Source organism: Micromonospora sp. CA-259024 (genome assembly GCF_050936255.1).
Taxonomy (GTDB): Bacteria; Actinomycetota; Actinomycetes; order Mycobacteriales; family Micromonosporaceae; genus Micromonospora.
Genome location: NZ_JBNJND010000002.1, coordinates 1,897,208 through 1,917,199, shown reverse-complemented (window position 1 = coordinate 1,917,199; position 19,992 = coordinate 1,897,208). Strand labels below are relative to the sequence as shown.

Sequence of the window (19,992 nt, the reverse complement as noted above, 5' to 3'; positions counted from 1 at the left end):
CGGAGGAGGCCGGGCGACGACGACGACGTCTCCCTGCACGAGTTGATCGAGGGCCCGACGGAGAGGCTGTCGGCGGAGACCCTGGCGGCGGCACAGCTGCCGGAGTCGCGCAGCCGTACCCGGGTCGAACTGCCCCGGATGCCGGCGGCCGGTGCGCTCTACCGGCGGGCGGTGCTCGGTGCGCTGCCCCGCCTCGGCGGCGGGCGGCGTGGGCCCGGCCTGCCGGCGGTCGAGTTGGCCACAGGCGGGGTGACCGTCGACCGGGCGCACCTGGCCGACTACGACCGGGTCTGCGGGTTCCGGCTCACCGACCGGCTACCCGCGACGTTCCCGCACGTCATGGGGTTCCCGCTGGCGCTGCGGCTGATGACCGCGCCGGAGTTCCCCATCCCGCTGACCGGCGTGGTGCACGTCGGCAACCGGATCACCGTGCGCCGCCCGATCAGCGCCGACGAGACCCTCGACTTCACGACGTACGCGGAGGACCTGCGCCCGCACGATCGGGGGCGGCAGGTGGACGTGGTGCTGGTCGGCTCGGTTGACGGGGAGGAGGTCTGGCGCGGCGTCTCGACGTACCTCGGTCGGGAACGCAAGCCCGGCGGCGGTGAGCGGCGCGACCGGAGCGGACGCCCCGAGGCGCCGGCCGCCACGGCCCGCTGGCGGGTGGAACCCCGCGTCGGTACGCAGTACGCGCGGGTCTCCGGGGACCACAACCCGATCCACACGTCCCGGCTCGGGGCGCGGCTGTTCGGCTTCCGCCGGCCGATCGCGCACGGCATGTGGAGCAAGGCGCGCTGCCTGGCCGCGTTGGAGACCCGGTTGCCGGACGCCTACACCGTCGAGGTCGACTTCAAGCTTCCCGTACCGCTACCGAGCACGGTGAGCTTCGCCCTCCTGCCGGACGGCGGGTTCGCCGTGCACGACTCGCGCGGTCGACCACACCTGGTGGGTCTCGTGCGCTGACGCGCCCCTGCCGAGCCGAGTTCGGGCTTGGCAGGGGCGTTCTCGTCCGCTAAGTTGTTCTCACAACGAGATGTTCTCAGAATGAGAGAGTCATGGTTGACGAGCAGGACTTCCTGGCCGCGTACGACCCCCAGGCCTACCCGTCGGTCGCCGTCACCGTCGACGTGGTGGCACTGACCATTCGCGACGGCGCGCTGCACCTGCTGCTGATCCAACGCGGCCAGCCGCCCTTCGAACGGCACTGGGCGCTGCCCGGCGGCTTCGTCCGCCCCGACGAGGACCTGACCGCCGGCGCCCGACGGGAGCTGGCCGAGGAGACCGGGCTCGGCGGTGCAGGGCTGCGCCGCGTACACCTGGAGCAGTTGGGCAGCTACGGGGCTCCCGACCGCGACCCACGGATGCGCGTCGTCTCGGTCGCCCACCTCGCGTTCGCCCCCGACCTGCCGGACCCCGCCGCCGGCACCGACGCCGACGAGGCGATCTGGCTTCCGGTGACCGCGCTGACCAGCCGGCAGCTCGCCTTCGACCATGGCCGGATCATCGACGACGCGCTGGAGCGAGCCCGGTCCAAGCTGGAATACACCCCGCTCGCCACGCGATTCCTCACCGCCGAGTTCACGATCAGCGAGCTGCGCGCCGTCTACGAGACGGTCTGGGGCCACCCGCTGCACGCCGGCAACTTCCACCGCAAGGTGCTCTCGGTGCCGGGCTTCGTGGAGAGCACCGGCGCCAGCACCGAGCGCGGCGGCGCCCGGGGCGGCCCCCGCGCCCGGCTCTACCGGGCCGGCGACGCCCGGCTGCTGCACCCGGCGCTGCTGCGGCCCGCGCGCGAGGAGACCGTGCGATGAGGACGGCGGAGGCCGTCCGCCTGGTCACTGCGGCCCGCACCGACGCCGACCTGTTCGGCACGGACCAACCGGCCCGGCGCTACCGCGAGCTGGTCGCGGCCCTGCACCCCGACCGCCTGCCAGCCGCCCCGGCGGTACGCGCCGAGGCCACCGAGGCGTTCATCCACGTGACCAGCCGGTGGCGGGCCCGGCAGGGCATCGCCCTCGGCGACTACCGGCTCGGCGCGCCCGCCCACTCGGGCGACCTGGCCGACCTCTACGACGTCGGCGCCGACCGGCTGCTCAAGCTTCCCCGGCGGCCCACCGACAACGACCTGATGGCCCGCGAGGCGCACGCCCTGCGCACCATCGCCGAGCGCGGGGACCCGCGCTACCTGCCGTACGTACCCCGGTTGGTCGACGAATTCCGGCACCGCGACGCCGCGACCGGCGCGGAACGGCAGATCACCGTGCTCGCCACCGCGCCCGGCCTGCACGACCTCGACGAGGTACGGCGCGCGTACCCCGGCGGGCTGGACGCCCGGGACGTGGCCTGGATGTGGCGGCGGCTGCTGGTGGCGCTCGGCCTGGCCCACCGGGCGGGCGTGGTGCACGGCGCGGTCCTGCCGCGTCACGTGCTGATCGAGCCGGACGCCCACGGCGTGGTGCTGGTCGACTGGTGCTTCTCCGCCCGCGCCGGGAGCACGATCCCGGCGCTGGTGCCCGGTCAGGAGGACTGGTACCCGCCTGAGGTCGTCGAGAAGCTGCCCTGCGGGCCGGGCACCGACATCGCGATGGCCAGCAACTGCATGACCTCGCTGATGAACCGCCAGGCGCCGCGCGAGCTGCTCGACTTCGCCCACGGCTGCCGGCAGCGGCCCCTGGGCTCCCGACCCGACGACGCCTGGCGCCTGCTCCGCGAACTCGACCAGGTGCTGGACCGGCTCTACGGGCCCCGCACCTTCCGACCCTTCACCCTCACCCCGTAAGGAGCTGTCATGGGCAGTGGCATCTGGTCCACCGACGTGTACGACGCCGCCGACCGCTACCGGCGCTCCACCGGCCGCAGCGCGTTCTCCTACAGCGACAGTGGGGCGCGCACCGTGCACCCGACGCTCGACCCCCGGGACGCGACGCGGGAGAGCCGAGACTCCGACGAGCACCCCCGGTCGACGCCCATCGCGGTGCTCTTCGACGTGACCGGCTCGATGCGCACCGTGCCGCGCGTCCTGCTGACCAAGCTGCCGCAGCTGCTCGGGCTGTTGCAACGGCAGGGCTACGCCAGCGACCCGCAGATCATGTTCGGCGCGATCGGCGACGCCACCTGCGACCGGGTGCCGCTACAGGTCGGCCAGTTCGAGTCGGACAACCGGATGGACGACGACCTCGGCCGGATCGTGCTGGAGGGCGGTGGTGGCGGGCAGATGACCGAGTCGTACGAGCTGGCCATGTACTTCATGGCCCGGCACACCGTCACCGACAGCTGGGAGAAGCGCGGCCGGCGCGGCTACCTGTTCATCATCGGCGACGAGCTGGCGTACCCACGAGTGAAGGCTCGGGAGGTGGCCGGCCTGATCGGCGACGACCTGGCCGAGGACGTCCCGCTGCGGCAGGTCGTCGACGAGGTGACCCGCCGCTGGGACACCTACTACCTGCTCCCCGCGGGCAGCCACTACGCGGGCAACGCCATGGTGCTCGACTTCTGGCGGGACCTGCTCGGGCAGAACACCGTCGTGCTCGACGATCTCGACGCGGTCTGCGAGACCATCGCGCTCACCATCGGCCTCGGCGAGCAGGCCATCGACCTCGACGAGGGCCTGCGCGACCTGGACCACGCCGGTTCCGGCGCCACCGGCACCGTGTCCAAGGCGCTGGCCCGCCTCGCCCGGGGGCGGCAGGCCGAGGTGTCGACGCTGCCCGCCTTCCGCGACACCGGCGGTGGGGTGACCCGGCTGTGAGGCACGTGGCGGTGGTCGACCTCGGCTACGGCGACGCGGGCAAGGGCACGGTGGTGGACTGGCTCTGCGCCACCCGTCCCGTGCACACGGTGGTCCGCTTCAACGGGGGCGCGCAGGCGGCGCACAACGTCGTGCTGCGCGACGGGCGGCACCACACGTTCGCGCAGTTCGGTGCCGGCACGTTCCATCCCGGTGTCCGTACGCACCTGTCCCGGCACGTGGTGGTGGACCCGCTGGCGCTGGCCGCCGAGGCCGACCACCTCGACACGGTCGGGGTGCCCGACGCGCTCGACCGGCTGACCGTCGACGGGGAGGCGCTGCTCGCCACCCCGTACCACCGGGCCGCCAACCGGGCCCGGGAGATCGCCCGGGGAGCCGACCGGCACGGCTCCTGCGGGCTCGGGGTGGGCGAGGCCGTCGCGTACGGTCTCGCCCACCCCGACGACGCGCCCCGGGTCGCCGACTGCCGCAGCCCGGCGCTGCTGCGCCGCAGGCTGACCACCCTGCGGGACCGGCTGACCGCCGAACTCGGCCCGCTGGACGCCCCGCCGGTCGAGGACTGCCTGCCCGCGTTCACCGGGTTCGCCGGGCGGGTCGCGATCGTCGACCGTAGCTGGCTCGCCGGGGCGTTGCGCGCCGGGACCTGCGTCTTCGAAGGCGCTCAGGGGGTGCTGCTCGACGAGTGGCACGGCTTCCACCCGTACACCACGTGGAGCACCACCACGTTCGCCAACAGCGACAGCCTGCTCACCGAGGCGGGCCTGCCCGGCGGCGCGACCCGGATCGGGGTGCTCCGGCTGGTCACCACCCGGCACGGTCCCGGGCCGCTCGTGACCGAGGACCCGGCCCTGCCACTGACCGACCCGCACAACCCGACGAACCCGTGGCAGGGCCGGTTCCGGTTCGGCCACTTCGACGCGGTCGCCCACCGGTACGCCCTCGCGGCGGCCGGCGGGGTCGACGGTCTGGCGCTGACCCACCTCGACCTCGCAGGCCCGGGCCTGCGAATCTGCCGCCGCTACGACACCACCGACCGACTCACCCCGGGCCCGCCCGGGGACCTGGACCGACAGGCCGCGCTCACCGCCCGCCTGCTGCGCTCCCGCCCGCTGTACGACGCCCCGTCGCCCGACTGGGTGGAGGCGGTACGCGCCGAGCTGGGCAGGCCGGTGGTGCTGACCTCGCACGGTCCCACCGCCGACGACAAGACCCCGCACGGCCCGCTGCTCGCCCCACCGGCCCTGGTCCGCTCGGCCTGACGCCCACCACCGAAGGCGCGGGCGATCCGGCGACTCGGCCACCGGGCGGGGCGCGCCCGACAAGCATGGGGGCATGGACTCCGCGCTCGACCTGCTCCGACAGCTGGTCACCTCGCCATGGGTGTACCTGCTGATCTTCGGGCTCACGGCGGTCGACGCGTTCTTCCCGGCCGTACCCGGCGAGGCAGCCGTCATCACAGCCGCTGTGCTCTCCATCGGCGGCAACCCCAACCTGGTGGCGGTGATCGTCGCCGCCGCGCTGGGCGCCTGCGCCGGCGACCACGTCTCGTACGCCATCGGGCGCGGCGGCGGCGCGAACTGGTTCGCCCGGTTTCCCGACGACAGCCGCCGGCGGGCCAGCTCGGAGTGGGCCCGACGCGCGTTGGAACAGCGCGGCGGGCTGATCCTGACCACCTCCCGGTACGTGCCCGGCGGCCGGACCGCGGTCACCCTCACCATGGGCGCGGTCCGTTATCCCCGCCGGGCGTTCCTGCTCTATGACGCGATCGCAACGGTCACCTGGGCGCTGTACTGCGGGCTGCTCGGCTACTTCGGCGGGCTGGCCTTCGAGCGCCACCCCGTCAAGGGCATCCTCGCCGGGATCGGCCTCTCGGTGATCGTCACGTTGGGCATCGAGGGCTTCCGTTGGCTGCGCCGCCGCGCACGCAGCCGCGCCGCTGCCCGCAACTGACCGGCGCAGCCGTCACAGCAGGTCCGCGTCGTGCACCAGGATCGCCAGCTGCACCCGGTTGTCCGCCTGGAGTTTCGCCAGCGCCCGGCTGACGTGTGCCTTCACGGTGGCCTCGCTCATCGTCAGCCGCCGGGCGATCTCCGCGTTGCCGTGCCCGCGCGCCACCTCACGAACGATCTCCAGCTCCCGCGCGGTGAGCGGTGCGAGGCGCTGGCGAGCCGCGTCCCGGCGGGCCGGGCCACGCTCGGCGAACGAGCTGATCAGGCGTCGGGTCACCGTCGGGGCGAGCATCGCGTTCCCGGCGGCCACCGTCCGGACGGCGGCGGCCAGGTCGCGGGGCGGGGTGTCCTTGAGCAGGAAGCCGACCGCCCCGGCCCGCAGCGCCCGGTGCACGTACTCGTCGAGGTCGAAGGTGGTCAACATGATCACCTTCGGCCCGGCGGCGACCACCTCGGGCGCGACGGTCAGCCCGTCCACCCCCGGCATCCGCACGTCGAGCAGCACCACGTCGGGGCGTAACCGGCGGGCCTGCTCCAGCGCGCCGGCGCCGTCCGCCGCCTCGCCCACCACCGTGATGTCCTCCGCCGCCTCCAGGATCAACCGCAGCCCGGCGCGGACCAGTTGCTCGTCGTCGACCACCACCACCCGGATCACGCCGCACCCGCCAGCGGGATCAGGGCCCGGACCAGGAAACCGTCGTCCACGGGCGTCGCCTCCAGCCGGCCGCCGAGCAGTTCCACCCGCTCGCGCAGCCCGAGCAGCCCCTGCCCGGCACCGGGCAGAACGGGTCCGCCCGCGGACGGGCCGTTACGGACCACCACCTCCAACCCGTCGGGCAAGTAGCGCAGGCGGACGGCGGTCTCGGCGTCGGCGGCGTGCTTGCGCACATTGGTCAGCGCCTCGCGGACCACCCGGTAGGCGGTGCGTTCCACGGTCGCCGGTAGTGCCGTCGGAACGCCCTCGTCCCGCCGGTACACCCGCAGCCCGGCGGTGCGGGACTCCCCGATCAACTCGTCCAGCGCGTCGAGCCCTCGCTCCGGCAGCACGGCCGGGCCGGCCTGTCGCAGCACGCCCAGCACCTCGCGCAGGTCGGTGAGCGCCTGCCGGCCGGTCGTACGGATCAGCGCGGCCGCCTCGACGGTCGCCGGGTCCCGGGCGGTCACCTCCAGCGCCCCGGCATGCACCACCATCAGCGAGACCCGGTGCGCCACCACGTCGTGCATCTCCCGGGCGATCCGGGTCCGCTCCTCGGCGCGGACCCGGTCGGCGTGGGCCTCCCGCTCGCGTTCCAACTGCTCGGCCCGGTCCCGCAACGCGGCGAGCGTGTCCCGGCGTGCCCGCACCCACAGGCCGACAACGAACGGGAGCCCGACGCCGCAGGCGGCGAGCAGCAGCACGTTGCCGAAGGTGGCGGTGGTGAGCCGGCGTACACCGCCCACCGCCAGCCCGACCAGCACTCCACCGGCCAGCACGAGGGCGGCGCCGACGAGGAAACCGGTGAGCCGCCGGCCACGCAGCCGCAGGCCCGCCTGGTACGAGGCGACCACGCCGGGTGCCGCGGCGGCGAGCACCAACCAGCCGACCGCGGCGGCCAGGAACAGCGGCCAGCGGCGGGTCCAGGCCAGGCCGGCGGCGCAACCGGAGGCCACGGCGATGAGCAGCACGACGACCCTCGGCAGCGGCGAGCGGACCCCGATCGCGCCGGTCGCGCTGGCCCAGACGGCGGCGGCGACCACGACGGCGAGCAGCAGCGGGGCGTACCGCTCGACGACCCGCCGGGGCACGACGGCGCTGGAGGCCACGCAGTGAGCGTAGGGCTCCACCGGCGGGTCGGCTCGCCCCCGCCCGGCAGACCCGGGTGCGGTGGGGGAAGACCCCTACCCGCCGTCCGGGCCGGTCGCTACCTAAGTAGTGGCGCCCACCTGACCACTGGCCGATGGCGGAAGCCGCCGCCGGTACCAGCATCGGAATCATGAATCTGCTCGACCTGCTGCACGAGACGATGTCTTCACCCTGGGTGTACCTGGCGATCTTCGCGATCGCGGTGCTCGACGGCTTCTTCCCGGTGGTGCCGAGCGAGACAGCGGTGATCACCGCCGGGGTGTTCGCGGCCTCCGGCGCGCCGTACCTGCCCGCGGTGATCCTGGTGGCCGCCGCCGGGGCACTGGTCGGCGACCACGTGTCGTACGCCATCGGCCGGCGCGGCGGCGGCCGGCTGCTCGACCGGCTGCCGCCCGACGGCCGGCGCCGGACCGCCATCGAGTGGGCCCGTCGGGGGATCACGACGCGCGGCGGTCTGATCCTCACCGTGGCCCGCTACGTACCGGGCGGCCGGACCGCGGTCACCCTCACCATGGGCGCGGTGCACTATCCCCGGCGGCGGTTCCTGGCCTTCGACGCGCTCGCCGCCGGCTCGTGGGGGCTCTACTCGGCGCTGGTCGGCTACGTCGGCGGGCTGGCCTTCGAACAGGACCCGGTGCGTGGCCTGCTGCTCGGTCTGGGGCTCGCGCTGACGGTGACCCTGGTCGTCGAGGTGGTCCGCTGGCTCGGCAACCGTCGCCGATCCACGCGACCGGCTCCGACGACCGAGCCGGTGGGTCGGACACGGGTGCGGTGATGTCGGGGCGGTCAGTCGGCCGGCGGTCGCCAGGTGGCGCCGTGCAGGAGCTGGCCGGCACCCAGCCAGGCGACGTTCATCATCCGGGTGGCCGTCTTCTCCGGGTCGGCCTCCGGGTGGTCCGCGAGCCAGTCGGCCAGCGACTCGGTCGCGCCGACCAGCGCGTACGCGACGACCTCCAGGTCGGTGGCGGCGATCTCGCGGCCCTCGGCGCGCAGCGCGTGGTCGAGCATCCCGGCGACCACCTCGACCAGCCGGGCCCGCATGGCGGCCAACTCACCGGCGAACGGCTGCTCCCCCCGAGCCTGCCGGTAGAGCACCGCCCAGCCGTCGCGGTGCGCGCCCACGAAACCGAAGAACGCCCGCAGCCCTCGCCAGAGCCGCTCGTCGGCGGGCAGGTCGGGGGCTGCGGCGCCGGCGATGGCCTGCATCATCCGGGTGCCCTCCCGGTGCAGGCAGGCGACGAAGAGCTCCTCCTTGGTGCCGAGGTACGCGTACACCATGGGCTTGGAGATGCCGGCGTCCTCGGCGATCTCGTCCATGCTGGCGGCGTGGAAGCCACGGCGGGAGAAGACCTTGACGGCCGCGTCGAGCATCTGCTGCTCGCGGACGGCGCGCGGCAGGCGCTTGAAGGCGGGGACGCTGGACACCTTGCGAGCATACCTACTCGTGCGTAAGGTTACGCGCGAGTAGCCAATCTTCCGGAAGGCGCACCTGATGACTGACTTCGACCCGGCCACCTTCGCCAACGTGGGCCCCAAGGAGTTCGCCCAGCTGGTCAAGTCCACCCCGGATGACAAGATCGCCCAGGTGATGTCCGGCGACCTGCGCGGCAAGGTCCTCAGCGAGGTGTTCGGCCGGATGCCGTCCCTGTTCCGCGCCGACCGGGCTGGTTCCACCAACGCGGTCATCCACTGGGTCATCACCGGTCGCCCCGACGGTGGCAGCGACACCTACGAGGTGGTCGTCGCCGACGGCACGTGCGTGGTGAACGAGACCCCGCAGCACGACCCGAAGCTGAGCCTGACCATGGGCCCGGTCGAATTCCTGAAGATCGTCTCCGGTGGCGCCAACCCGGTGATGATGTTCATGACCGGCAAGCTGAAGGCGAAGGGCGACCTCGGGCTCGCCGCCAACATCGCCAACCTGTTCGACATCCCCAAGGCCTGACATGGCTGAGTTCTCGCTCGACCTGAACGAGGAACAGCGGGATCTACGCGACTGGGTGCACGGCTTCGCCGCCGAGGTCGTGCGCCCGGCCGCCGCCGAGTGGGACGAGCGCGAGGACACCCCGTGGCCGGTCATCCAGGAAGCCGCCAAGGTCGGCCTCTACGGCTTCGAATTCCTCGCCACCTGCTGGGCCGACCCGACCGGGCTCTCCCTGCCCATCGCCAGCGAGGAACTCTTCTGGGGTGACGCCGGCATCGGCCTCTCCATCTTCGGCACCTCGCTCGCCGTCGCCGCCATCTACGGCGCCGGCACCCCCGACCAGATGGTCGAGTGGGTGCCGCAGTGCTTCGGCGACGTCGACTCGCCGGCCGTCGCCGCGTTCTGCACCAGCGAGCCGGAAGCCGGCTCGGACGTCGGTGCCATGCGGACCCGGGCCGTCTACGACGAGGCGACCGACGAGTGGGTGCTGACCGGGCAGAAGGCGTACGCCACCAACGGCGGGATCGCCGGGGTGCACGTGGTCACCGCCTCGGTCGACCCCACGCTCGGCTCCCGGGGGCAGGCGGCGTTCGTCGTACCGCCGGGCACCCCCGGCCTGGCCGCCACCCGCAAGCTGCGCAAACTCGGCCTGCGCGCGTCACACACCGCCGACGTCTTCCTCGACGGGGTACGCGTGCCCGGCCGCTGCCTGCTCGGCGGGCGGGACGCTCTGCTGGAACGCCTCGACCGGGCCCGCTCCGGTCAGCGGGCCACCGGACAGGCCGCCATGCGCACCTTCGAACTGTCCCGACCCACGGTCGGTGCGCAGGCGCTCGGCGTGGCCCGGGCCGCCTACGAGTACGCCCTGGACTACGCGAAGGACCGGGTCCAGTTCGGACGGCCGATCATCGAGAACCAGGCGGTCGCGTTCGCGCTGGCCGACATGCGGATGGAGATCGACGCGGCGCGGTTGCTGGTCTGGCGCGCCTCCTGGATGGGCCGCAACAACCGCCCGTTCACGGCGGGCGAGGGCTCGATGTCCAAGCTCAAGGCCGGCGAGGTGGCCGTGTCGGTCACCGAGAAGGCGGTGCAGTTGCTCGGCGGAGCCGGTTTCCTGCGCGACCATCCGGTCGAGCGCTGGTACCGGGACGCCAAGATCTACACCATCTTCGAGGGCACCTCCGAGATCCAACGACTGGTCATCTCCCGGGCGATCTCCGGGACGCAGATCCGCTGACTCCTCGGCCCGGCACCGCCTCGGCGGCGCCGGGCCGAGACGGCCGCCGCATCCGCGTACCACGCCGCCCCGGATTCCACGATCTGTGCCGTCTTCGTCACTCCACGCCGACGCCAACTGGGCCTCCAGCCGCGCCCAGTGCATGATCAAGGAAAGACGCCCTGATGGACGGGGCACCTGATCACCCCGTCCGCGCACCACCCCCTAGGAGGTCTGCGGCATGGACCTGCCGTTCATCGTCGCCACGCTGACCCGTCGCGGGCTACTCACCCCCGGCAGCCCGGTCCGGATCGCCTCGCAGCTCAACGCCTTGCGTACGTGGGGGTGGAGCCTGGCGGGCGAGCTACGCCAGGCAGCGGCCCGGGACCCCGGCCGGACGGCGGTCATCGACGAGAACGGCGTCGAGCTGACGTACCACGACCTGCTCGACCGGGCCGAACGGATGGCCCGATCGATGCGGGCCGGTCTCGGCGTACAGACCGGCGATCGGATCGGCGTGCTCTGCCGCAACCACCACGGGCTGATCGAGACGATCGTCGCGGCCACCCTTCTCGGCGTCGACGCGGTGCTGGTCAACACCGGGCTCTCCGCAGCCCAGCTGGGCACCGTGGCCGAGGAGCAGCGGTTGCGGCTGCTGGTGCACGACGACGAGTTCGCCGATCGGGTCCTCGGCCTTCCCGCCGACCTGCCCCGCCTCGACGAACGCGCCCGCGAGGACCTGGTGGCCGGGGCCCTGCCCGGTGACCTGCACCCGCCGGAGCGGGACGGCCGGATCATCGTGCTCACGTCCGGCACCACCGGTACGCCCAAGGGTGCCCGTCGACCCACGCCGAGCGGCTTCGGCCCGCTGGTGTCCATCATCGACCGCATCCCGCTACACGCCCGCGACCGGGTGATGATCGCCGCGCCGATCTTCCACACCTGGGGGTTCGCCGCCCTCCAGGTCTGCCTGGCACTGCGGGCCACCGTCGTGCTGCACCGACGCTTCGATCCGGCCGCCACGCTCGCAGCCCTGACGGCGAACCGCTGTGACGCGCTGTTCGCCGTACCGGTCATGGTGCAGCGCCTGCTGGAGGTACCCCCGCCGGAACCGCGCCCCCCGCTCAAGGTCGTCGCGGTCAGCGGTTCGGCGCTGCCCGGCGGGCTGGCACCCGCATTCATGGAGGTCTACGGCGACGTCCTGTACAACCTCTACGGTTCCACCGAGGTCTCCTGGGCCTCCATCGCCGGCCCGGAGGACCTGCGCCAGGCACCCACCACGGCCGGTCGACCGCCGCACGGCACCCGGCTGGAGATGCTCGACGACGACGGCCAGCCGGTGCCGAACGGACGGGTCGGGCGGATCTTCGTCGGCAACGAGATGCTCTTCGAGGGCTACACCTCGGGAGCCAGCCGGGAGGCTCACGACGGCCTGCTCGACACCGGCGACCTCGGCCGGCTCAACGCCGACGGGCTGCTCTTCGTCGACGGCCGGGCCGACGACATGATCGTCTCCGGTGGCGAGAACGTCTTCCCGTCCGAGGTGGAGGATCTACTCGCCCAACTGCCCCAGGTCCGCGAGGCGGCCGTGATCGGCGTCCCCGACCCCGAGTACGGCCAGCGTCTGTCCGCGTTCCTCGCCCTGTACCCGGGCGAGACGCTCGACCCCGAGGCGGTACGCGAGTACGTCCGGCACTACCTGGCCCGATTCTCCGTCCCCCGAGACGTGATCTTCGTGAAGTACCTGCCCCGTAACGCCACCGGCAAGGTGCTCGCCCGCGAACTGCGCCGCTACTACGGCTGAGCCCGCGGGTGCCCGGCTCAGCCCGGGATCGTGATCCGATCCTCGATCGCGGCGGTGGCGATGTCGGTGCGATGCTGCGCGCCGGCCAACTCCACCCCGCCCACCAGCGCGTACGCGGCGTCCCGCGCGGAGGCCAGGTCGGGGCCGGTGGCCGTACCGCAGAGCACCCGGCCGCCAGCGGAGAGCAACGCACCGTCGCCGGCCCGGCGGACGGTGCCCGCGTGGATGATGCCCGGCCGGTCGGCGCCGGTGATGACGTCACCGGTACGCGGCGCGACCGGGTAGCCCTGCGCGGCGAGCACCACGGTGACCGCGCTTCCGTCCCGCCAGCGCAGCGGCGGATGCTCGGCCAGCGTGCCGGTGGCCGCCGCGTGCAGCAGCCCGCCCAGCGGGGTCTCCAGCAACGCGAGCACCACCTGGGTCTCCGGGTCACCGAAGCGCGCGTTGAACTCGATCACCCGAGGGCCGGCAGCGGTGATCGCGAGCCCGACGTAGAGCAGGCCAGCGAACGGGGTGCCCCGGCGGCGCATCTCGGCCAGGGTGGGATGGACCACGTCACGCATGACGTCGTCGACCAGGCCGGGCGGGGCCCAGGCCAGCGGTGCGTACGCTCCCATGCCGCCGGTGTTCGGCCCGGTGTCGCCGTCCCCGAGCCGCTTGAAGTCCTGGGCCGGCAGCAGCGGTAGCGCCGCCGCACCGTCGGTGACCACGAAGAGGCTGACCTCAGGGCCGTCGAGGAACTCCTCGACCACGACCCGTCCACATTCGCTGGCATGCGCCAACGCGGCGGACCGGTCGTCGGTCACCACCACGCCCTTGCCGGCGGCGAGCCCGTCGTCCTTCACCACGTACGGGGCGCCGAACTCGTCCAGCGCCCGAGCAGTGCTCTCCTCGTCCGTGCAGACGTACGCCCGGGCGGTCGGCACGCCGGCGGCGGTCATCACGTCCTTGGCGAACGCCTTGGAACCCTCGAGCTGGGCGGCCGCACCGGAGGGACCGAAGACGGCGATGCCCTTGGCGCGTACCGCGTCCGCGACCCCGGCCACCAACGGCGCCTCCGGCCCGATCACCACCAGGTCGGCCGCGGTCTCCACGGCCAGCGCCGCCACCGCCGCCGGGTCGGTCCCGTTGACGGCCCGCGACTCGGCCAGGCTCGCGATCCCGGGGTTACCCGGCGCCGCGATCAACGCGGTAACAGCCGGATCCGCCACCAACCCGAGCGCAAGCGCGTGCTCGCGTCCCCCACCACCCACCAAAAGAACCCGCACGACCCCAGATCCTACTGTCCCCGCCGCCACACTCGTTGATCATGAAGTTGTTGCCCACCACCTCGGCGTTTCTTGGCAACAACTTCATGGTCGACGCCGCCGGGCAGCGGCGATTGCCCGGCGGACGGTCCACGGGATGTAGTCCGGGCGGAGGGTGTCCGACCAGGTGAAGCGAAGCACGGTCCAGCCGGCATTGACCAGGCGGTTCTGCCGGCGACGGTCCGCGTAGGCGGCCTCGGGAACATCATGCGGGCCGCGACCGTCGGCCTCGGCGATGATCCGGGGACCGCGCCAGCCAAGATCGCCGATGCCGAGCAGATAGCCGTCTTCGTCGCGGACCTCGAGCTGCAACGCGTCGGGCGCAACCCTGCCGTCGACACAGCGGAGCCGGGCGCGCGTTTCGAGCGGCGACTGCGCCCGCCCGTCCGCCTCGCCAAGGTAGCCACGAGCAGCGATCGCACCGCGCCGCCCGCGAATGAGACGCGGGATGGTCAGCAGGTCATCGGCGGTCACGAGACGGCGATTCACCGCCGAATCCAGCACGCTCACCGCCGAGAAACGATCAGCCCACAGACAGAGATCTGCGAGGGTCCGCAGCGGCCCAGTAGCGCTGATTCCGTTCACCCGGACGAGGTGCTCAGCTGGAATCACCAACTGATGGACCACGACCTGCGGATGAGCGAGTCGAGCCGGCCTGGCTACAGGACCCGGCACCGACAGATGAATCAACTCGGTGACCCTCATTCCGGCCACCCCGTGCAGCTCGGCGGCCGTTGAGAGCACTGCGGCGGCCGCCAGGCCAAAGGAGGCCACCGCAGCCCTGATCTGCGCCCGTCGGGGCACGTCGTCGTACAGGTCGGCGTCGACGAGGTAGCTTCCCCGCGCCACGACACGCCAGCGCCCGGCCCGGCAGAACCGCCGCACCTCATGCGTGCTCAAGCCTGCGGCTCGCGCCTGCGCGAGCGTCACAATGCCATCCCGCTCGGCCGCGACCCGCCGCACAACCTCCAAGGCGTCCACCCGGCCACCCTGACCGACCAACAAGCCCAGGGCACCCCCCTGTGGACAACCACCCTGCCCCTGTGGATAACCCGCACCTAGATCGCGTCGATCATGAAGTTATTGCCACAACACGCCCAGCGAGATGGCAATAACTTCATGATCGACCAGGATGCCCCCCGGGGGGCAGTGCCCGGGGGGTGGGGTGGGGTTAGGGGAGGAGGGGGTGGAGGAGGACGTTTTCGTCTCGGCCTGGGCCTACGCCTACGACGCTCACTCTGGTGTTGCAGAGTTCCTCTACCCGGGCGATGTAGCGGCGGGCGTTCTCCGGCAGGTCGTCGGCGGTACGGGCCTTGGTGATGTCCTCCCACCAGCCGTCGAGTTCCTCGTAGACGGGCGTGGCGTGGTGGAAGTCCGTCTGGCTCATCGGCATGTCGTCGACCCGGACGCCGTTGATCTCGTAGCCGACGCAGATCGGGACCTTGGGCATCCCCGTGAGCACGTCCAGCTTGGTGATGACCAGGTCGGTGACGCCGTTGAGGCGGCAGGCGTACCGGGCCACGACCGCGTCGAACCACCCGCACCGGCGTTCCCGCCCGGTGGTGGTGCCGTACTCCGCACCGATCTTGCGCAGGTGCTCACCGTTGGCGTCGAAAAGCTCGGTCGGGAACGGCCCGGCGCCGACCCGGGTCGTGTACGCCTTGCTCACCGCGATCACCTTGTTGATCGCGGTCGGCGGGATGCCAGCGCCCACGCAGGCACCACCGGCGGTCGGGTTGGACGAGGTCACGAAGGGGTACGTGCCGTGGTCCATGTCGAGCATGGTGGCCTGGGCGCCCTCCAGCAGCACCGTCTCGCCCCGGTCCAGGGCGTCCCAGAGCATCGCCCGGGTCTCCGCGATGTACGGCTTGAGCCGCTCCGCGTACTCCAGGTACTCCTCGACGGTCGCGTCGACGTCGATCGCCTTGCGGTTGTAGACCTTGAACAGGATCTGGTTCTTCTCACGCAGCGCGAGTTCCAGCTTCTTGCGCAGGATGCCCGGGTCGAGCAGGTCCTGGAGCCGGATGCCGATCCGGGCGACCTTGTCGCCGTACGCCGGGCCGATGCCCCGGCCGGTGGTGCCGATCCGGGACGAGCCGAGGTAGCGCTCGATCACCCGGTCCAGGGCCCGGTGGTGCGGCATGATCAGGTGCGCGTCACCGGAGATGCGCAGCCGGGACACGTCGACGCCGCGCTCCGCCAGGCCGTCGATCTCGGCGAGCAGCACCTTCGGGTCGACCACCACACCGTTGCCGATGACGATCATCGCGTTGGGCGAGAGCGCACCGGAGGGCATCAGATGCAGTGCGTACTTCTGGCCGTCCGGGGTGATCACCGTGTGGCCGGCGTTGTTGCCGCCGGAGTAGCGCACGACGTAGTCGACCCGCTCACCCAGCAGGTCGGTAACCTTGCCCTTGCCCTCGTCGCCCCACTGAGCGCCGATGAGCACGATCGCTGGCATCTTTTCCGCCTCCAGAAGGCTCGGGTGCCAGGTGGCGACCGGTTGGCGAGCCCGGGGTGTCAGGTTAACAAGTAGTGACGGCGTGGCCGGCAGGGGTCGCGTCGAGAGGCAGGAGGCTCCTTCCGTGTACGACGTGGTGCTGCTCACCCTCGGTTCGGAGCGGGACGCTCCAGGGGGCTGTGGCAGCGGAGGGGCCTGCTGCGGCGGTGCGACCGAGGCCGACACCGACCCGACAGGCGAGACAGACAACGGCCGGACCGACACCGGCCAGACGACCCAGGCCGGCGGTGACACCGAGCGGTGCGCCACCGAGCGGCCGCGGGTGCCGGTGCTGGCCTGCGCCGATGCGCTGAACGCCCGGGGCGCCCGGGTGGAGACGGTCACCGCCCGCTCCGACGCGGAGATCGACGCGGTATTGGCTCGCCTCGACGGCCCGGCCCGCCCGGACGGCCTCACCTGGCCGGACCCGGACGGCAAGACCCGCCTGGTCGTTGCGACGGCCAGCGACGGGCAGTTGCGCGCCGTGCTGCGCCGGCTGGTCCGGCGGTACGCACCACCGCCGAGCCGCCGCCCGGCGGATCTGCCCGGCAACCGGACCCTGCCGGATCTGCCGCCGGTGGCCGTACTCCCCCTCGACCCGGCCCGTGGCGGCACCCACCGGGACCTGGCCGCGCAGCTCGGGCTGCCTCGCGACCCGGCAGCGGTGGCCGCAGCGGTGCTGGACGGCACGCCCCGCCGGCTGGATCTGCTACGCAACGACGGCGGCTCGGTGACCCTGGACGGCGCGCTGCTCGGCGCCGCCGACGACGCCGGCCGGCCGCTGCACTGGCGGGCCCGGGTGGAGGTGGACGACACCGTCCTCACCAACGGCGACGAGCCGTTGTTGGCCTGCGCGGTCGGCAACGCCGGCGGGTACGCGGCGCTCGGCGACGTGACGCTGCTGACCGCGCCGGATCCGGCCGACGGTCAGGTCGAGGTCGCGGTGGCCGTACCGGTGGTCGTCCGCTCGGCGTTGGGTCGCAAGCGGGTACGCCTGGAAGTCCGGCGGGCCCGTGGACGAGCGGTGTCGGTGCTGCCCAGGGAGGAGAAGGTGCCGTACCTCGACGATGGTGTCGAGGGCGAGCTGACCCGGAAGCGTTCCTGGTGGGTCGAGCCGGGCGCCTGGGCCGTCTGGTCGATCTGACCTCGACCGCGCCGACCGGCCCTCGTGGGCGGATGGGCCTATCCTCGCAGGAGGACTGGGGAGGGCCGTAATGGACGAGAACGCCGACCGGGCTCAGGTGCCCGGCCAGCAGCCGGTGCCGGAGCGGGACATCGAACCACTCTGGCCACCGGATTCGGCCGACCTGGGCGCGGGTGGTCCGGTACCGCCCTGGGCGGCGGTCTCCGAGCAACGGGGTGCGCCGTCGTCGGTCGCGCCTGCGCCGGTGACACCGCCGGTGGCCGCGCCGCCGATCGGCCGACCGCCGGTTCCCGGGCAGCCCGGGGCTGCGGCCCTGCCGCCGCCCTCTCCGTCCGACTACCCGTCGCTCACGGGCGCCGTCTCGCCGCCTGGGGGCTGGGGGGTGAGCGGCCCGTCCGGTGCCGAGTCGGGCTGGGCGCCGCCGCGGCCGAGTTGGCCACCGCCGGCTGACGCCGCCGAGCCAGCCGCTGCGTCGACTCCGCCCGCTCCGCCGGCAGCGGGCACGCCGCCGGCACCGGCTACTCCGCCGGCACCGCCGGCAACGGGCACGTCCCCGGCACCGCCGGCAACGGGCACGCCCCCGGCACCGCCGGCAGCGGCCACCCCGCGGGCGCCCTCGGCAGCCGGCGCTTCCGCGAGCAGCGACGGGCCGGGCGGCACCGGGATACCCGCCACTCCTGCGAGCGCTGCGACAGCGAACACCGCCTCCGTGCCGACGGACAGCCCACCCGATGCCGCGAGCACCGCCGGGGTGGCGCCGACGCAGGCGGGTGACCGGGGTCGGACCACTGTCCCCGCCTCTCCGAGCACGCCGGGCGGTGTCGACCTGGACCTGCCGTTCACCCTGGATCGGCCCACCGCAGCAGCCACGTCCACCGGCCGCCCCACCGCAGGGGCCGCGCCCACCGACAGCCCTGCCAGCGCAGGCCCCACCGCCGCAGGCCGCACCGGCGCAGGCCCCACCGCCGCAGGCCGCACCCCCGCAGGTCCCGCGACGGCAGACTCCGCGACGGCCGGTCCCGCGCCGGCCGGACCGGCGAGTCAGGGTGGCGGAACCGGGGGCGCGGGGTCCGCCAGCGGAGCGGCGCGGCCGGGCACCGAGTCCCCGTGGGCGTATCCGCCGCAACGTCCGGCCGGGGCGGGTACGCCGGCCCGCGACGAGGCCGCCACCGCGACGCCACCGATCCCCGCCCCGCCCGGACCGCAGGCGCCGCACTCCGGCGACCCGCAGGCCGGCCGTGGCGAAGCGCACTCCGGTCCGACGTACTCGGCTCCGTCGTTCACCCCGGCGATCCCTGGCCAGGCGGGCCCACCGCAGATCCCGCCCCCGCCCGACCTGACGCAGTTCAGCAACCCGCCGCACGGTGGCCCAGCGCCGCAGCAGGCTCCCCCGCAGGCCGGGCCGACGACCCCACCACCCGGGCCGTTCCCGCCGTCACCGGGTTGGTACCCACCGCCATGGCAGCAGGGTTCGCCCGGTGTCCCCTCCGGGCAGCCGTACCAGGAGGCCGAGGGGGTGGCCCGCGTGCCCACCACGGGATACCCGGACGCCACCGGATACCCGGACGCCAACTGGACGCCGGAGGCCACGCCGGCACCGACCGCGGAGGACTTCGCCCGGCGTCGGCAGGTTCGGCCCGCCGACCCGGTGGCGACCATGGGTGTACGCGCGGTGGTCAACAAGATGGGGCTGCTCCGGCTCTCCCCGGGGCGGCACGAGCAGGAACTCAAGCGGGACATCGAGATGGTGCGCCGCAACTTCGGCGGGCTGCGTCAGGTGACGGTGGTCAACCCGAAGGGTGGCGCCGGTAAGACGGTGGCCATCCTGCTGCTCGCGATGACATTCGGCCAGAAGCGCGGTGGCTACGTGCTGGCCTGGGACAACAACGAGACCCAGGGCACCCTCGGGATGCGCGCCCAGCAGGATTTCCACTCCCGCACGGTGCGGGACATGCTGCGCGACCTCGGGCAGTTCCAGGGCGCGCACGGGCGGGTCGGCGACCTGTCGCAGTACGTCCGCTCGCAGGGCGAGGGAATGTTCGACGTGCTCGCCTCGGACGAGTCGGCGACCGGTGGCGAGATGCTGACCGCGGCCGCGTTCGCCGAGATCCGCGAGGTGGTCAGCCGGTTCTACAAGTTGATCTTCGTGGACACCGGGAACAACGTCCGGGCGCAGAACTGGCAGGCCTCGATGGACGCCACCGACCAGTTGGTGGTCACCATGTCGGCACGTAACGACTCGGCGGAGACCGCCGCCCGGATGCTCGACCACCTGGAGCAGAGCGGCCGGCAACGGCTGGTCCGGCAGGCCGTGACGGTGGTGTCGATGCCGCCGTCCCGCAAGGAGATCGATCTGCCGGCCATCCAGGAGCACTTCGCGGCCCGTACCCGGGCGGTGCTGCTGGCCCCGTACGAGCGGCTCATCGACAGTGGTGAGCCGATCCGGTACGGCGGACTCTCCTCGGCCACCCGAGACGCCTGGCTGAAGATCGCCGCCTCGGTCGCCGAGGGGCTGTAACCCGTACGACGGCCGACCCCGCAGCGGGCCGGCCGTCGC

19 protein-coding genes are annotated in these 19,992 nt (G+C 73.1%); 12 read left to right on the top strand and 7 right to left on the bottom strand.

Annotated features, from left to right (window positions below):
* Window positions 1–138 precede the first annotated feature (138 nt).
* From ACQEUX_RS28445 to ACQEUX_RS28420, 6 genes are all read left to right on the top strand, one after another.
* Entirely contained in the window at window positions 139–963 is an 825-nt protein-coding gene (locus ACQEUX_RS28445; RefSeq protein WP_433057195.1) for a MaoC/PaaZ C-terminal domain-containing protein, read from the top strand.
* Between the two features lie 92 nt (window positions 964–1,055).
* A complete protein-coding gene (locus ACQEUX_RS28440; RefSeq protein ID WP_433054728.1) occupies window positions 1,056–1,811 on the top strand; it encodes an NUDIX hydrolase in 756 nt (251 codons plus the stop codon).
* Complete coding sequence (locus tag ACQEUX_RS28435; RefSeq protein ID WP_433054725.1) at window positions 1,808–2,779, top strand: serine/threonine protein kinase; 972 nt, start codon at window positions 1,808–1,810, stop codon at window positions 2,777–2,779. Before ACQEUX_RS28440 ends, ACQEUX_RS28435 begins: the two co-directional genes overlap by 4 nt.
* A gap of 9 nt (window positions 2,780–2,788) precedes the next feature.
* The gene (locus ACQEUX_RS28430) at window positions 2,789–3,748 is read left to right on the top strand and encodes a hypothetical protein (protein ID WP_433054722.1); all 960 of its coding nucleotides are present in this window, start codon (window positions 2,789–2,791) and stop codon (window positions 3,746–3,748) included.
* Window positions 3,745–5,007, top strand: coding sequence for an adenylosuccinate synthetase (locus ACQEUX_RS28425; RefSeq protein WP_433054720.1), 1,263 nt, complete (start codon window positions 3,745–3,747; stop codon window positions 5,005–5,007). The genes ACQEUX_RS28430 and ACQEUX_RS28425 overlap by 4 nt, the downstream gene beginning before the upstream one ends.
* A 73-nt stretch (window positions 5,008–5,080) precedes the next feature.
* Complete coding sequence (locus ACQEUX_RS28420) at window positions 5,081–5,698, top strand: DedA family protein (protein ID WP_433054717.1); 618 nt, start codon at window positions 5,081–5,083, stop codon at window positions 5,696–5,698.
* A gap of 12 nt (window positions 5,699–5,710) precedes the next feature.
* On the opposite strand, the gene ACQEUX_RS28415 is transcribed toward ACQEUX_RS28420, so the two are convergent.
* Window positions 5,711–6,352 carry a response regulator gene (locus tag ACQEUX_RS28415; RefSeq protein WP_433054714.1) on the bottom strand — a complete coding sequence of 214 codons (642 nt, stop codon included), beginning with the start codon at window positions 6,350–6,352 and terminating at the stop codon, window positions 5,711–5,713.
* A complete protein-coding gene (locus tag ACQEUX_RS28410; RefSeq protein WP_433054711.1) occupies window positions 6,349–7,500 on the bottom strand; it encodes a sensor histidine kinase in 1,152 nt (383 codons plus the stop codon). The genes ACQEUX_RS28415 and ACQEUX_RS28410 overlap by 4 nt, the downstream gene beginning before the upstream one ends.
* Before the next feature lie 170 nt (window positions 7,501–7,670).
* Between ACQEUX_RS28410 and ACQEUX_RS28405 the strand changes: the two genes are divergently transcribed.
* The gene (locus ACQEUX_RS28405) at window positions 7,671–8,315 is read left to right on the top strand and encodes a DedA family protein (protein ID WP_433054708.1); all 645 of its coding nucleotides are present in this window, start codon (window positions 7,671–7,673) and stop codon (window positions 8,313–8,315) included.
* A gap of 11 nt (window positions 8,316–8,326) precedes the next feature.
* On the opposite strand, the gene ACQEUX_RS28400 is transcribed toward ACQEUX_RS28405, so the two are convergent.
* On the bottom strand, window positions 8,327–8,965 hold the full coding sequence (locus ACQEUX_RS28400; protein ID WP_433054704.1) for a TetR/AcrR family transcriptional regulator: 639 nt from the start codon (window positions 8,963–8,965) through the stop codon (window positions 8,327–8,329).
* Between the two features lie 67 nt (window positions 8,966–9,032).
* On the opposite strand from ACQEUX_RS28400, the gene ACQEUX_RS28395 reads away from it, so the two are divergent.
* The 3 genes from ACQEUX_RS28395 (at window position 9,033) to ACQEUX_RS28385 (ending at window position 12,484) form a co-directional block, all read left to right on the top strand.
* Entirely contained in the window at window positions 9,033–9,485 is a 453-nt protein-coding gene (locus tag ACQEUX_RS28395; protein WP_433054701.1) for an SCP2 sterol-binding domain-containing protein, read from the top strand.
* 1 nt (window position 9,486) lies between these two features.
* The gene (locus ACQEUX_RS28390; RefSeq protein WP_433054698.1) at window positions 9,487–10,701 is read left to right on the top strand and encodes an acyl-CoA dehydrogenase family protein; all 1,215 of its coding nucleotides are present in this window, start codon (window positions 9,487–9,489) and stop codon (window positions 10,699–10,701) included.
* Window positions 10,702–10,921: 220 nt separating this feature from the next.
* Window positions 10,922–12,484, top strand: coding sequence for an AMP-binding protein (locus ACQEUX_RS28385; RefSeq protein ID WP_433054695.1), 1,563 nt, complete (start codon window positions 10,922–10,924; stop codon window positions 12,482–12,484).
* A gap of 17 nt (window positions 12,485–12,501) precedes the next feature.
* Here ACQEUX_RS28385 and purD read toward each other — a convergent pair whose 3' ends face one another.
* From purD to ACQEUX_RS28370, 3 genes are all read right to left on the bottom strand, one after another.
* Complete coding sequence (gene purD / locus ACQEUX_RS28380; protein WP_433054692.1) at window positions 12,502–13,752, bottom strand: phosphoribosylamine--glycine ligase; 1,251 nt, start codon at window positions 13,750–13,752, stop codon at window positions 12,502–12,504.
* 84 nt (window positions 13,753–13,836) lie between these two features.
* Window positions 13,837–14,772 (bottom strand): type IV toxin-antitoxin system AbiEi family antitoxin domain-containing protein, encoded by a 936-nt coding sequence (locus ACQEUX_RS28375; RefSeq protein WP_433054689.1) that lies wholly within the window; start codon window positions 14,770–14,772, stop codon window positions 13,837–13,839.
* 190 nt (window positions 14,773–14,962) lie between these two features.
* Window positions 14,963–16,252 carry an adenylosuccinate synthase gene (locus ACQEUX_RS28370; protein WP_433054686.1) on the bottom strand — a complete coding sequence of 430 codons (1,290 nt, stop codon included), beginning with the start codon at window positions 16,250–16,252 and terminating at the stop codon, window positions 14,963–14,965.
* Between the two features lie 124 nt (window positions 16,253–16,376).
* On the opposite strand from ACQEUX_RS28370, the gene ACQEUX_RS28365 reads away from it, so the two are divergent.
* Window positions 16,377–17,435 (top strand): hypothetical protein, encoded by a 1,059-nt coding sequence (locus ACQEUX_RS28365; RefSeq protein ID WP_433054683.1) that lies wholly within the window; start codon window positions 16,377–16,379, stop codon window positions 17,433–17,435.
* A 336-nt stretch (window positions 17,436–17,771) separates the two neighbouring features.
* On the opposite strand, the gene ACQEUX_RS28360 is transcribed toward ACQEUX_RS28365, so the two are convergent.
* Window positions 17,772–18,137: a hypothetical protein gene (locus tag ACQEUX_RS28360; protein ID WP_433054680.1), complete on the bottom strand. Its 366-nt coding sequence runs from the start codon at window positions 18,135–18,137 to the stop codon at window positions 17,772–17,774.
* A gap of 7 nt (window positions 18,138–18,144) precedes the next feature.
* Here ACQEUX_RS28360 and ACQEUX_RS28355 point away from each other — a divergent pair, with 7 nt between their 5' ends.
* Complete coding sequence (locus ACQEUX_RS28355) at window positions 18,145–19,953, top strand: chromosome partitioning protein (protein ID WP_433054677.1); 1,809 nt, start codon at window positions 18,145–18,147, stop codon at window positions 19,951–19,953.
* The last annotated feature ends 39 nt before the right edge of the window (window positions 19,954–19,992 follow it).